Source organism: Longimicrobium sp., assembly GCF_036399935.1.
GTDB lineage: Bacteria > Gemmatimonadota > Gemmatimonadetes > Longimicrobiales > Longimicrobiaceae > Longimicrobium.
The window spans coordinates 339,686-352,398 of sequence record NZ_DASWMD010000021.1; the positions used below are offsets into that span (position 1 = coordinate 339,686).

The window sequence follows — 12,713 nt, forward strand, 5'->3', positions numbered from 1 at the left end:
TTCCGCGCAGCAGTGTCTGCCCAAATCTACGCCACCTCGGAGGAGCCCATGCGTTTGCTGTCCAGCCTTGCCGCCCTCGGCCTTGCCGCCACCCTCGCCGCCTGCGTCGACACGTCGCCGGAGATCATGGCGCCGGAGGCGGGACCGGGCAACCTCATCTCGCTGACGGACACCGATGGCGACATCGAAATCAAGAAGCCCAAGATCGACGTCACCAAGTGGGTGAACAAGACCATCCGCAAGCCGCCCAACCTGCTGATCCCCGCCGGCCCGGCGGGGATCGGGCCCGGCTCGCCGATCCTGGTGACCATTCCCAACGACGGCACGTACGGCTGCACCGCCAACTTCATCTGGCGCGACGGCAACAGGCTGTTCCTGGGTGCCGCGGGCCACTGCTTCGTCTCGGCCGCCAACAAGGCCACGCACGGCCCGGGCGCCGACTTCGACGCGACGGGCGTGTCGGTTGACGTGTGCGTGCAGAACTGCGAGGGCAACTTCGACGCGATGACGCTCGTGGGCACCGTGGTGACGCTGGGCCGCGTGGCCTACGCGCGCCAGACCGACCCCACCGGCACCGCGGACGTGGGCAACGACTTCGGCGTGGTGGAGATTCCCGCCTCGGCGCACCACCTGATCCGCCCCTCCATGCCCATCTGGGGCGACTTCAGCGGCGTGGAGATGATGGCCTTCGGCGAGCCCGCCTGCCACTACGGCAACGGCACCGTCACGGGTGAAACGTTCGTCACCAAGGCCCGCGTGGGCGTGGGCGGCGGATCGGACGGGAATTCGTGGTACGGTGACTTCGTGGCGGCGCCCGGCGACTCCGGCTCCGGCATCATTGGCTGCGAGAGCAACGGCCTGAGCTTCTCGGGCACGCGCGCCATCGGCGTGCTCACGCACCTGGGGGTCGGCACGGGCGAGGTGGAGTTCAACGGCATCAAGACCAAGGTGGAGCACGGGTTCGTGCTGGGCAACACCGTCGCGCGGTCCATCGAAATGGCGCGCGAGGCGGGGCTGAACCTGTCCATCGTAGAGCCGTAAGGCCGGACGAAGGCAGGGATCGATCGGAAAGGCCGGGGCGGCGACGCCCCGGCCTTTCCCATCCGGCCGGCACTCCTAGAGAAACGTATCCACCTCGCGCATCCAGTCCCGATGCGGGATCTTCCACGCCCGGTGCAGCCACTCCAGCGACCAGTAGTCCACCTCGAACGCGCGCCGTAGGTCCGCGCGAATACGCCGGGTCCGCTCGCGCAGCGGGCCGATCTGCCGGACGAGGCTCGCGCGGTCGCAGGAAACGCAGGCGTGCTCGATCACGGGGTCCGCATCCGGGTCCGTGACCCGGATGAACAGCCTGTCGCCCCAGCCGACTACCTCCACATCATGCCCCTGGTCGCGAGCGTCGTCGAGCGTGCCGTCCCGCTGCTGCTCCAGGTTGTGAAGCAGCAGGGTGGCCGTTTCCCAGTGCTCGCTCGTGAAGTATCGCAGCTCGAACTTGTCCCCGGGCGCAAAAATGATCGGGACCAGTTCGAAGAAGTACCGGTGCTTGATGACCTTCTTCCGGTGCTTTTCCATCAGCCTTAGCACGTCCGCGTAGTACCGGACCAGTTCGCCGATGGAATTTTCGAGGGATCGGGTGAGCACGAACTGGACTTCACCCCGGCCGGGCGGCGGGGCGTAGTGGTCGATCACGGGCACGTACAACGGCTCGCACAGGGTGTCCCACTGTCGCACAGTAAAATCGTTCTCCGGGCCGAAGTAGAAGTCCGGCTGGATCGGGAAGCCGATCTCGATCATAACCGCGTCCAAGGGTCGGGCGCGCCGTGTCCAATCCGGCAATCCTGTCACGCGGCGCTCCGCTCCCGGTCGAAGATCCCCTGCATGGCAGATTCGAGCGCCACGCGAAGGTCCTGGGCATCCGCGCCCAAGTGGAACGCGGCAACTGCGACTGGACGGAGGAGGCCGGTGAGCGTCTGCATCCGCTCTGCGTCCGCGGGCGCCCCGCCCCGGTCCGCCACGCGGGTCCCACGAGCGCCCTCGGTGACGACGAACCCCTGGCGCTCCAGCTCTCCGTACGCCTTCGCCACCGTTCCCGGCGCGATGTCCAGGTCGTCGGCGAGCTTCCGGACCGTGGGCAGCCGCTCACCGGGCCCGAGCGCTCCCGTCGCGACCGCTTCCGTAATCTGCCCCACGATCTGCTCGTAGATGGAGCGGTCCGACGCATCGTCGATCCGCACCCGGAATCGGGGATCCTGCTCCCGCTGACCCTCCACCTGCAGCTGTCGGACGCGGTCCAGGGTGATGCCGAGTTCGTTGAGCACGAGAGACGCGATCCCGCTTTCCTCGCGGATGATTCCCAGGAACAGGTGTCCCATCCGCCCAACCCGAGACCCGCTCTCGCGCACCTCGGCCGCGGCGTATTCCAGCACTTTCTTGCCCTGGCGAGTATACTCGAGCTTCCGCAGCGCGACGGATTCCGCTCCGACCGACACCCGTGACTCCACGGCGGCGCGAACCTGCTCCGGAGCCACCCCCAACCCATGGAGCGCGCGAGCAACCGACGGCTCGCGCGTGGCCGCAATCAGCAGGTGCTCAGGTCCCACATAGTCGTGCCGAAGCCGGACCGCCTCGTTCCGCGCATCCGCGAGCGTCTTGCGAACGGCGTCGGAAAGCTGGAACGGTGCGCCGAAGAGTTTCGTGAGCATGTGACCTTCTCCCGTGTGGCGAGGACGTGCTTGTACCACTCGGGATGAACAATGCACGATGAGCGGCGTTGTGTCAAGTTACATGGTACAAGCCCTCGCCGACCTACACCCCGAACTGCCGCAGGTGGTGATCCAGGTGCTTGTACGACAGCACGGCCCACTCCTGCGGCGTCATCCGCCCGAAGAAGCTGTGCGGATGCGTGGTGCAGCCCGCCGGGCCCGCGGCGGCAAAGCGGTCGATCAGGGTCGACAGGCGCTCGCGTTCGCGCTCCAGCTCTCGCTCGCCGGCCACCACCAGGTCAGGCGCGGTCGGCGAGTTCCGGCGGATCGGCTCATCGTTGCGGATCGCCAGCCACTTGATCAGCGGGCCGATGATCCGCCCGATGAACATCCGCTTGGGGCGGGTGTCCCCGAGCGCCATCTCCATGCCGATGGCACAGTGCGCGACCGCCTGCGCCACGTTCATGGTGCCCCACTGGCGCTGGCTGTCGGGCCGCAGGCTTTGCAGCCGCGCCTTGATTTCGGCCGCGGCGGCGGGTTCGTACAGGTTCTTCATGGGAATGCCGTCGTTCGTGGTGAGATGCGTCGGGATGGGCAGGACGCGGCGGTCACGCAGCGGAGGTCAGCCGATTCGTCCGGGCAGGCGCTGGACGAGGTAGAGGGAATAGAAGACGACTTCGCGGCCCAGGAAACCCGCCTTGGTGCGCCACGAGCGGTACCGGCTCGTCGGCGTGGGGGCGGGATGCGCGTCCAGGCCAAGGTCGCGCGCCATGGCGATGGAGCGGCGCATGTGCAGCGGATCGCTCACGACGAGCACGCGGAGATCTGGATCCGAAGACAGGAGCGCCTTCGCCTCCACCAGGTTCTCGTACGTGATCGTGGATCGCGTTTCCACGGCGATCGCGGCAGCGGGAACGCCGGCCGCGATCGCCCGGCGACGCGCGACCTCCGCCTCCGCATGGCGATTGCCGCCGCCCACTCCGCCCGTGAACACGATCCGCGTCACCCGGCCGCGGCGGTACAGCGCGATGGCGTGATCGATCCGCGCCGCGAACACGGGCGAAGGCGCCGTATCCCGGACCGCCGCCCCGAGGACGATCGCCACGTCGGCGGCGGCGGGATCATGCCGGCCGCCATACGACGCGATCCGCCATGCCAGGCACACGCTCCACAGGATCACGGCGCACGCGGCACCCCACACGATGCGCCTGGCCCTCTTCGTCACCACGATGGGCTACGTCGGTCGGGGTGCCGCATCTTCGGCCGCGACGTGGCCGAGGGGGATCTCGCGGAGCGGGTCTCCGCCGTCGACGAACAGGCGTCCACCCCGAACCAGGGCCGCCGCGATCCGGCGGAGGGCTTGCTGCTCCGTCCCGGGGTGCCGACCGTCCAGCGCACCGACGCGAATGGCGAACGCGATGTCGTACGGTGCTTCGCCAGGCCGCAGCGCGAACTCCTCCACGGTCGCCCGGCGCACGCTCAGCCGGCCGGCCGCGATCTCATCGGCCGATCCCGCCCTCGCCTGCTCGACCGCTTTCTCCGAGCGGTCGATGGCGAGCACGTGCCCAGCGCCAATCCGGCGCGCGACCGCCCGGGCCGCCGCGGCCGGCCCGCATCCGATTTCGAGCACGCGCATTCCCGGGCGCAATGGCAGGGCGTCTACGATCGCCGCGAGACGCGGTGACAGGCCGGCGGATCGGGACGGCATTCAACTACCGCGGCGCCGGCGCGGCAGACCGCGGGACCGCCTGGACGTGCTGTTGCATCTTAGACGTACGGACGCAAACCAGGATGCCGCGCACACAGCTCTGCGGCGAGTTCCGGATGGTCCCCGAGCATCTGGAAGTCGGCGAAGTCGAAGCCCGGCCCCACGCTGCAGCCGACCAGCGTGTACGCGCCGCTCGAGCGCGCCGCCTGCCACCCACCGGCGGGCACCACGGCCACCGGGGCCATGCCGTCCGCGACCGGCCCGAGGCGCGCCTGGTGCAGCACCGTGGGGTCGGCACCCGTCCAGAGCAGCTCCAGGGGATCGCCCTCGTAGAAGTGCCACGCCTCGTCGGAGGTGACGCGGTGAAGCCGGCTCTGCTCGCCCGCGTTCAGCAGGAAGTAGATCGTCGTCAGGCCGCAGCGCTCGCCCCGGCCGTCGCCCGGGTGGACGGATGCCGACGAGCGGAACACCTCGCGATAGTGGCCGCCCTCGGGGTGCGGCTTCAGCCCGAACGCCGCGATCAGCTGCGCGGCGCGGTCGTGCGACGTGGCGTCGTCGTGGTCAGGTGATGGGCTCATGAGAGATCGCGCGCAGGTGCCGCGCCGGCAGGAAGGTGGACGTCCGTTTGCGCCTGCGACTCATCTTCCCACTCCTGGTCTCGATGTGCCGAACACCGCCGACGCCGCGGCGCGAATCACGGGCGCCAGGTTCGGCGACGAGTTGCTGAGCACGGCGATCGCCACGTCGTCGTTGGGAAAGTACGCCACGTACGACCAGTATCCGGGGATGATCCCCGGGTGGGAATACACGGGCCTTCCGAGCTCCTGGTGCACGTACCAGCCGTAGCCGTAGCCCTGCCCCGCGCGCGGCCCGTCGCCATCCCGAACCACATGGGGCGCAAGCATGGCCCTCAGCGACCCCGGCGACAGCAGATGCCCGCGGTGAAGGATACGCATCCACGAGACAAGGTCCTCGCCCGTGGAGTACGTGCTGTTTCCCTCGGCCGTGACGGTGGTCCGGTCCTCGTACGGTCCCCTGCGATGAGTGCCGTCCCGGACCACGTAGCCGGTGGCCAGGTGCTTCACGACGGCGGCGTTGTCCCAGAACCCCGTGCTCGCCATCCCCGCGGGGGCGAAGATACTGTCCCGGATGAACGACGCGTACGGCCGCCCCCCGGCGCGCTCCACGATCTCCCCCAGCAGGATGTACGCGGAGTTGCTGTACTGGAAGCGGCTTCCCGGAGCGAAACCGAGCGGCTCGGCGAGGAAGATGTCCACCAGCTGGTCGTGCGTGCGGGGCATCGCGCGGGTGGCGCCGAATCCCAGGGCGAAGATGTCGGGGATTCCCGACGTGTGCGTCAGCAGGTGGTGGATGGTCACCGGGCCCCAGGCCGCGGAGCAGCGGCTGAGGTGCCGGCAGATCGGGTCGTGCACGTTCAGCCGTCCGCGATCCTGCAGCATCAACACGGCCGCCGCGGTCATCTGCTTGGTCACCGAGCCGATCAGGAAGCGCGTCCGCGGCGTCACCGGCACATCCTCCTCCCGGTGCGCGAGCCCGTAGCCACGGCTGAACACGAGCTCTCCCCCGCGCGACATGGCGATGGTCCCGCTGAAGGGCACCGCTCCCAGCGAATCGGCGATGAACCGGTCGATGTGCGCGGCGACACCGGTATCGGCGGACGTCGCCTGGGCCGCGCCGGGCGCAGCCGTGCGAGGGCACGCGAGCGCGAGCAGAACGAGGACGGGCGGGAGTCGCATGGCCATGCGTGGGGCTTGGATGTGCGTCGTGCGAGTGCTCGCGGGCAGCGCAACAATGGCGCCGCCTTCGGCCTCCCGCTACCGCGGCGCGCCCCGCGCAAAAAAGAGCCAGTCCGTGACTTCCTCGTCGATCATCTCGTTGAAGAACGTCACGGGTTCGATGCGTACCTCCTGGAACACCTGGTGCAGGGCGTCGGCGAAGGGCGAGCTCTCGGCGTACGACCACACGCCCAGGATGCCGCCGGGCGCCAGGTGCCGGCTCGCCCGTTCCAGCCCCTCCGCGCGGTAGAACGCGTCGTTCGTGCGGCTGAGCTGGTCGTCCGGGGCGTGATCGACGTCGATCAGGATCAGGTCCCAGCGCTCGTTGGGCGCTGCGGCCAGCCGGGCGTAGACGTCGCCGGCGGCCGTGGAGAACCGCATGTCGGCCTGGAGCGCGGCGGCCAGGGGGAACAGGCCCTGCTCCATCCAGTCGACCACCTGCGGAAGGAACTCCACCACCTCCACCCGGGCCACGCGAGGGGACGCGAGGGCCGCGTGCGCCGTGTACCCCAGCCCCCGCCCGCCCACGAGCACCCGCAGATCGGTGCCCGGGTGCATCTGCACGGCGACCGAAGCGAGCGCCCGCTCCGAGGCCGTGTTGTAGCTGCTCATCAGGAACGCGTGGTTCAGCGTCACTTCGGTGACCACCGTTCCGGGGCGCGACAGCAGCTCCCGCCGCCGCAGGCAGAGCGGACCCAGCGGGCTCTCTTCGTACGCCAGGATCTCGAGGTTGGATGGGCTCATTGCGGCCGCCTCACCACGCGGGCTGGCCGAGCAGGACGCGGATGTTGTGGAGCTGGGTGGAGACCATGAGGTCGGCATGGCTCGTAGTCGCTGATCTGTTCATCGCAGCTGGTGCCGAATCGTACGCGCGTTCGGCACGGTACGCAAAGGTCACCCTATGCATCCTCAGGATCATCATACAGGTATTCCATGTAGATCTCCTCGAGGCCATCTCCCAGGCCCCAGCCGAGCGGTCCGCCCTTGGCGCGCAGCGCATCGCAGCTGGGCGCTCACGCGATCTGCCGTGCAACGTGGCGAGCGCTCACCCCGACTGCGTCGTCCCGGGATCAGCTGCCCTGAACATCCGCGCCCCGAACTCGTCCGCCTGCCTCGCCTGCTCGGGCGACAGCGCCGCACCGTTCCGGATGCTCACGTAGAGCGTTCCACCATAGATCATGCCGAAGTAAGCTGCCGTTCTCCGAAACGGGACGTCGAAGCCCTCCGGGAGTGCCGGGTCCGTCCCGCACGCGGCCACCCACATGGAGCGTCCCGCAAGGCGGCGCCCGAGCGGCTTCCGCACCGTGATCAGGTCGGTCAGCCGATCGAAGAAGCGCTTCAGCACGCCGCTCATCGCGTACCAGTAGATCGGCGTAACGAAAAGCACCCCGTCGGCATTGGCAATCGCCTCCGCCACGGCCAGGAAATCGTCTCCCTCGACGGCCCGGCCATACTCGTAATCGCGAACGTGCAGCGACGCGAGGTCTAACCTCTGTGCACTCCGCCCCGCGAGCACCGCGTCGGCGAGCCGGGTGGAATCACCGTCCCGCCGAGCACTCCCGATGATTGCGACGATGTTCATGCGCGGGAACCCTCTTGACATTCATCCTATCCCGGACGGGCAGCATCACCCGGACGTTCTGATGGCGCAGAAAAACCCTTGGCGGCTGGGGATGACTCCCGAGCGCCGCGGCCAGGAAGAAGATCGTGGGTCGCATGGATGTCGCTGGGAGCGAGCCGCCCGAAGCCTTGCGCGTGTTCGTGCTGGACGGCCGGGCAGCATACGCCTGCCGCTGCACTTCAGCCTCCTGATTCAAGACGGTTCTCCCTGTCGTTGGCCAGTGCGAGCGTGACGTGCCACGGCAATGTACGAGGCCCGGCTTCCGTGGTGCGCCAGGGCGGTGAACTCCTCCAGCTCCAGACCGGCGGCGTGGATTTGGGCCCTGAAATCGGCCTCGTAGGTCACGCGGCCGAAATCGATGCTCGTGACCCGCTTCAGCATGGGCTTGAGGATCTCCATCCAGCGGGCCGGCTGTGTCTGGATGGTCTGCGTGAAGAAGATCCGTCCGCCCGGGTTCAGCAGCGCGCAACAATGCCGCAACGCCTGCTCGGGCTCGGGAAGGAGCATGAAGCTTCCGGAGAAATACACCGCGTCATACGGCCCGCCCTGGTGATCATAGACGGATTCGAGACGTACCTGGGCACGACCACTCAGCGCGGAGTCCCCAAGCCGTCGCCGTGCGCGCTCGACGTAGTCGCCGTCGATGTCGATGCCCACCACGCGCAGGCGCTTCCGCGTCACCAAGTCGTCGTTCGCCAGCAGAGCGCCAGCCGTGCCGATCCCCACGTCCAGCATCGCGGCGCCGTTGGGGACGCGCCGCAGCACCTCCGCGTACCACCGCGAGGTGAGCCTCAGGATCAGGGTGTCGTAGATGAAGCTGCGAATCATGCGTACGACAGCCGGATCATGGGGAATCCAGTCGTAGTGTGGGGCCGAGTGCAAGACCGAGGAATGCCCCGGAAGAATGGCCGAAGCGTCTCGACAAGCTGGCGAACGCGGCCATGGCTGCGCAACGCTGTCGATGGCCTCCACGGGGCGAGTTCCACCGCGCGCGTGCCACGGGGCGGACCGAGGTGCGCGGAGCCGGAGGAGGGCACGAGGCGCGATGCCATACTCGTGGGGATTGGGTGGTCGCCCGTAGCGCGATGGTCAGCAGGTTACCCGCGGGAGTCCGAAACGGACGAGGATCCGTTCCGCGGCCTCGGCCGCTGCCAGGTCCGTGGTGTCGAGGCGGAACCAGTCGTCCCGCCCGTCGCAGGCACCGCGCGAGTTCAGCCGATAACGCGCGTCTGCCTGCAGCAGCCGTTGGCGTGACGCAGCGAGATCACGCTTCGACGGCTTTTCGGCCAGGCGGAACTCGGTTTCGTTCCGGCGCAGCCGTTCCCCCAGGGACGCCTCGAGTTCCGCGAAAACGACACGCCCACCTCTCTTCCGGAAAATGTCGGCCCACCCCTCCACCGCGGCCTCGTCGCTCGGATCGTCGAACGCCCACACGTACGTGAAGATCAACCCCGGCAGGTTGCTTTCGGCTACTTCTTCGAACACGCGGCGGCGGAATTCTCCGACCAGGCGCTGGAACGGCGGAGAGCCGAACGGAAAGAACCGCAGAACGAGTTCGATCGTGTGATGGTTGTGGAAGAGACGCAGGCCGGTAAGCGCCGCGAGCTCGTGGCCCACCGTCATCTTTCCGACGGCCGGCGGACCCACCAGGAAGACAAGCGTCGGGGGATCGACGGCAGCGCTCATGGGGATGCGCCATCGCGTGCGGGTTCCATCTGCGCCTGGAGCGTTATGGTTTCTACGTGGCAGCCATCAGAGGGCGCATGCTTGAAGAATGACAACGCCAGAACCGAACCCACCCGCTCAGGCGTCCCCTCCCGACAGCTCCCGGACATCGACAAAAACCTTGTGTACGTACCTGCTGAGCCGGTGCCGGCCGAGACCGAGGTAGCCTTCTACGACCTTGATGGCGCCGATCCACTCAGCCCGCTCCGACGGACCGCCTACATCTTCTGCGTTCAGGAAATAGATGAACACCAGGTGCGCGGGCACGCCATTGTCTTCGCGGAGAAAGTGAAGGTGCGCCAGGCGGTTGGCGTACTGGTAGAACGTGCCGGCCCAGTCGACATCAGCCCGTGGCGCCAGGACGCGCTGCACGGCCCGAAGGCTTTCCACGATCTTCGCCCGTGCGGGTTCGGATGCTCGCGTTCCGTTCGACACCATTTCCTGGATGTGCGCTTTCGCTTCCACCAGCAGCACGTCACCCGTGCTTAGCCGGGCCAAGCCGTCCCACATCGGCCCTCTGTTCGGCCAGAAGTCGATCGAAGGACGGCGTAGCTGAACGCCCAGGTGGTCGTACGTCATACCGTCGCGATATTCGACGTAGTTCTGGCGTGCGAGCGGCGACAGCCATTCGACCTCGACGTCTGCGGCCAGGCCCATCGCCGCCCTTAGCGGTTCATCCAGAAGGTCTGGACGGTGATTCACCGCCAGCTGCAGCCATCGCTGGCTGCCTTTGGCAGCAAGGGGAGGAATGGGCGTGGAGGCAAGATTAGGATCGGACATGATCGGGAAAGCCTGGATGAAGGTGGGTGGAGCTTTCGATTGCAATAAGGCCAAAGTGCAAGCGGAGCGTTGCTGCCAGTGCGCGGTGCGTCCACCCCCGCGCTTTCATGGCCCGGTCGTGTCGGACCGCACCAGGGGTACGAAACGCACGTCCATGGTGCGCTCCTCCACGACCCCCGCGGGGGTCTTCGTAATCACGCGCATCTCCTGCTCTCCGGTGCCCACGGGGATGACCATCCGTCCGTTCACCGCCAGCTGCTCCACGAGCGCGGGCGGCACGTGGTCCGGTGCGGCGGTCACCAGGATCGCGTCGAAGGGCGCATGCTCCCTCCATCCCGCGTATCCGTCTCCCGCGCGCACGTGCACGTTGCGGTAGCCGAGTTCGGCGAGGAGCGCCCGCGCACGCTCCGCGAGTTCGGGCACGATCTCGATGCTGTACACCTCCCCCGCAATCTCCGCCAGAACGGCTGCCTGATAGCCGGAGCCCGTTCCGATCTCCAGCACCCGGCTGCCGGCGGAGACCCTGGCGGCCTCGGTCATGTACCCGACGATGTACGGCTGCGAGATCGTCTGCTCGAACCCGATCGGCAGTGGATGATCGGCGTAGGCCTGTCCCTGGGATTCCGGCGGAACGAACAGGTGGCGCGGCACGCGCCGGACGGCGTCGAGCACCGCGTCGTTGCGAATGCCCCGGGCGTGCAGCTGCTCCCGCACCATCTGCGCGCGCTCGCGAGCGTACGGATCGCGGGCCTTTGTCGGCCGAGCCTGCGGCGGGTTCGGCCGGCAGGCCAGCACACAGCCGAGCAGAAGCAGCAGGTGCAGGGGACGAGCAGTCATCGGGCGCCAGCCCCTGGTTGCGGTTGTCTGAAGGCCGAGCCCGTCCATCACCCGCGCCTGCTGTTCGCCCGGCGGATGCTGTCGACGCGGGCACGGTACTTCGGGTCTCGCATCCTGCTCGCCTGAACCGAATCGAACGGAGCCACGCGCGGGCAGATGGAGTCGGGGAACGGCGGCTCGATCCCCGCCGTGGCCAGCCCGCCGTACCAGCCGAACGCATCCAGCGAGTCACCGTGCACGAAGACGGGTTCACCGCGCACCCCCATCGGCAGATCGGGCCTGCCTTCGGGCGATTCGTGGAAGCGTACGAACAGGCTGTAGTCGCCGCTGGGAACGGTACGCATCCCGAAGTACCCGCGGGGCTGGACCTTCACCCGGTGCGCGATCCACGCCTCGGCGATCCGGTGCTCCACCCCCTCCCACGCCACCACGGGACAGGCCAGGTGGGGCACCTTCACGAGCAGCCCCTTCTCCCGCGCCTGGAGGATGGAGGTCGCCTGTGGCCCGCAGCACATGCTCATCGAGAACAGCACCGAAAGCCGCGCCAGCACCAGGGCGCAGGCGACGAACGCGGCGAGAAGCCCCAGTGCAATCCAGATCTTGCGCTTACGATCCATCACGGACGGTTGCTCCTGCCGGATCGGACACGCGAGAGCTGCTCCAGCCGGCCGGGCGTCGTCGCATCAACCACGAATGATCACCCGTCCTTCAGGACCTCATACTCCAGGAGCATCATTCCACTGGGGTATGCCTGGTGGCGGCGAAGCGTCAGCTGCCGGCGCACCGCGGGCGAGGGGAGGAGCGGGACTCCGCCTCCCAGCAGAATCGGAATGATCGCTGGTTCCACGGTATCGACCAGGCCCCACGCGAGAAGCTGTGAGAACAGCTCGCCACCGCCATACAGCCAGATGTCGCCGCCTGCGCCCCCACGCAGCTCACGAATGCGCTCTTCGAGCCGGTCGCGGACCACCTCGATTCCGGGATGCCCTTCCGGATCCAGCGTTCGAGAGGCGACGAGCACCTGCTTTCCGCTGAATCCCTGGCCCGCGGCACGGACCACCTCGTACGTGCGGCGGCCCATCAGCAGGGTATCGAACTGGGCGTAGTGCGCCTCGAAATCGAACGAGGGCTCGGGGATGATCCAGCCGAAGTCGTCGTCCGGTCCGGCGATGAAGCCGTCGAGGCTGCGTGCAACCTGGTAGCGCACCCGTCTCATCTCACCTCCGTCCGCTCGTGTCCCGGGTTACTGATTCGGTCGGTCTGCCCAGCGTGCGACATGCCTACGACGCAAAGCCGCCCACCTGGACGAAGTCTTGATCGAAGATCAGCATCGGAGTAAGGCCGACACGGAAGCCCCCATCCGTGTTCACGAATCGCCATGCCACGAAGTAGTAGTCACGGATGCGGTAGGCACTCCAATACCAATGGGGATGCGTGCCGTACGCGCCGAACTGCGCGACGAGACGCTGGCACATGGCAAGATCTGTGGCGTCGAACAGTACCCAACCTCCGTTGTCGCCAGGGCCGACCCGGCCGACCACGGC

17 protein-coding genes are annotated in these 12,713 nt (G+C 67.8%); 1 reads left to right on the plus strand and 16 read right to left on the minus strand.

What is annotated here, in order from left to right; all coding sequences use genetic code 11:
- Positions 1–48 precede the first annotated feature (48 nt).
- Complete coding sequence (locus tag VGB24_RS08295; RefSeq protein WP_331072475.1) at positions 49–1,041, plus strand: hypothetical protein; 993 nt, start codon at positions 49–51, stop codon at positions 1,039–1,041.
- Between the two features lie 75 nt (positions 1,042–1,116).
- Here VGB24_RS08295 and VGB24_RS08300 read toward each other — a convergent pair whose 3' ends face one another.
- The 16 genes from VGB24_RS08300 to VGB24_RS08375 all read right to left on the minus strand — a co-directional run bounded on the left by VGB24_RS08300 (position 1,117) and on the right by VGB24_RS08375 (position 12,710).
- Positions 1,117–1,794, minus strand: a complete 678-nt coding sequence (locus VGB24_RS08300) for a hypothetical protein (protein WP_331072476.1) — start codon at positions 1,792–1,794, stop codon at positions 1,117–1,119.
- A gap of 47 nt (positions 1,795–1,841) precedes the next feature.
- Positions 1,842–2,702, minus strand: a complete 861-nt coding sequence (locus VGB24_RS08305) for a GntR family transcriptional regulator (RefSeq protein WP_331072477.1) — start codon at positions 2,700–2,702, stop codon at positions 1,842–1,844.
- Between the two features lie 103 nt (positions 2,703–2,805).
- Positions 2,806–3,258 carry a DUF1569 domain-containing protein gene (locus tag VGB24_RS08310; RefSeq protein ID WP_331072478.1) on the minus strand — a complete coding sequence of 151 codons (453 nt, stop codon included), beginning with the start codon at positions 3,256–3,258 and terminating at the stop codon, positions 2,806–2,808.
- Positions 3,259–3,324: 66 nt separating this feature from the next.
- Positions 3,325–3,930, minus strand: coding sequence for a YdcF family protein (locus VGB24_RS08315; protein ID WP_331072479.1), 606 nt, complete (start codon positions 3,928–3,930; stop codon positions 3,325–3,327).
- Positions 3,931–3,936: 6 nt separating this feature from the next.
- Positions 3,937–4,410, minus strand: coding sequence for an SAM-dependent methyltransferase (locus VGB24_RS08320; RefSeq protein ID WP_331072480.1), 474 nt, complete (start codon positions 4,408–4,410; stop codon positions 3,937–3,939).
- 59 nt (positions 4,411–4,469) lie between these two features.
- Entirely contained in the window at positions 4,470–4,988 is a 519-nt protein-coding gene (locus VGB24_RS08325) for a cupin domain-containing protein (protein WP_331072481.1), read from the minus strand.
- Positions 4,989–5,048: 60 nt separating this feature from the next.
- On the minus strand, positions 5,049–6,173 hold the full coding sequence (locus VGB24_RS08330) for a serine hydrolase domain-containing protein (RefSeq protein WP_331072482.1): 1,125 nt from the start codon (positions 6,171–6,173) through the stop codon (positions 5,049–5,051).
- 72 nt (positions 6,174–6,245) lie between these two features.
- Positions 6,246–6,950 carry a hypothetical protein gene (locus VGB24_RS08335; RefSeq protein ID WP_331072483.1) on the minus strand — a complete coding sequence of 235 codons (705 nt, stop codon included), beginning with the start codon at positions 6,948–6,950 and terminating at the stop codon, positions 6,246–6,248.
- A 301-nt stretch (positions 6,951–7,251) separates the two neighbouring features.
- Entirely contained in the window at positions 7,252–7,788 is a 537-nt protein-coding gene (locus tag VGB24_RS08340) for an NAD(P)H-dependent oxidoreductase (RefSeq protein WP_331072484.1), read from the minus strand.
- A 231-nt stretch (positions 7,789–8,019) separates the two neighbouring features.
- Positions 8,020–8,652 carry a class I SAM-dependent methyltransferase gene (locus VGB24_RS08345; protein WP_349263905.1) on the minus strand — a complete coding sequence of 211 codons (633 nt, stop codon included), beginning with the start codon at positions 8,650–8,652 and terminating at the stop codon, positions 8,020–8,022.
- 264 nt (positions 8,653–8,916) lie between these two features.
- Positions 8,917–9,513 (minus strand): AAA family ATPase, encoded by a 597-nt coding sequence (locus VGB24_RS08350; protein ID WP_331072486.1) that lies wholly within the window; start codon positions 9,511–9,513, stop codon positions 8,917–8,919.
- A gap of 117 nt (positions 9,514–9,630) precedes the next feature.
- Complete coding sequence (locus VGB24_RS08355; RefSeq protein ID WP_331072487.1) at positions 9,631–10,332, minus strand: hypothetical protein; 702 nt, start codon at positions 10,330–10,332, stop codon at positions 9,631–9,633.
- Between the two features lie 105 nt (positions 10,333–10,437).
- Positions 10,438–11,169, minus strand: a complete 732-nt coding sequence (locus tag VGB24_RS08360) for a protein-L-isoaspartate(D-aspartate) O-methyltransferase (protein WP_331072488.1) — start codon at positions 11,167–11,169, stop codon at positions 10,438–10,440.
- Positions 11,170–11,216: 47 nt separating this feature from the next.
- On the minus strand, positions 11,217–11,789 hold the full coding sequence (locus VGB24_RS08365; RefSeq protein ID WP_331072489.1) for a hypothetical protein: 573 nt from the start codon (positions 11,787–11,789) through the stop codon (positions 11,217–11,219).
- A gap of 77 nt (positions 11,790–11,866) precedes the next feature.
- A complete protein-coding gene (locus tag VGB24_RS08370) occupies positions 11,867–12,385 on the minus strand; it encodes a dihydrofolate reductase family protein (protein WP_331072490.1) in 519 nt (172 codons plus the stop codon).
- A gap of 64 nt (positions 12,386–12,449) precedes the next feature.
- On the minus strand, positions 12,450–12,710 hold the full coding sequence (locus tag VGB24_RS08375) for a hypothetical protein (protein ID WP_331072491.1): 261 nt from the start codon (positions 12,708–12,710) through the stop codon (positions 12,450–12,452).
- Positions 12,711–12,713 lie beyond the last annotated feature (3 nt).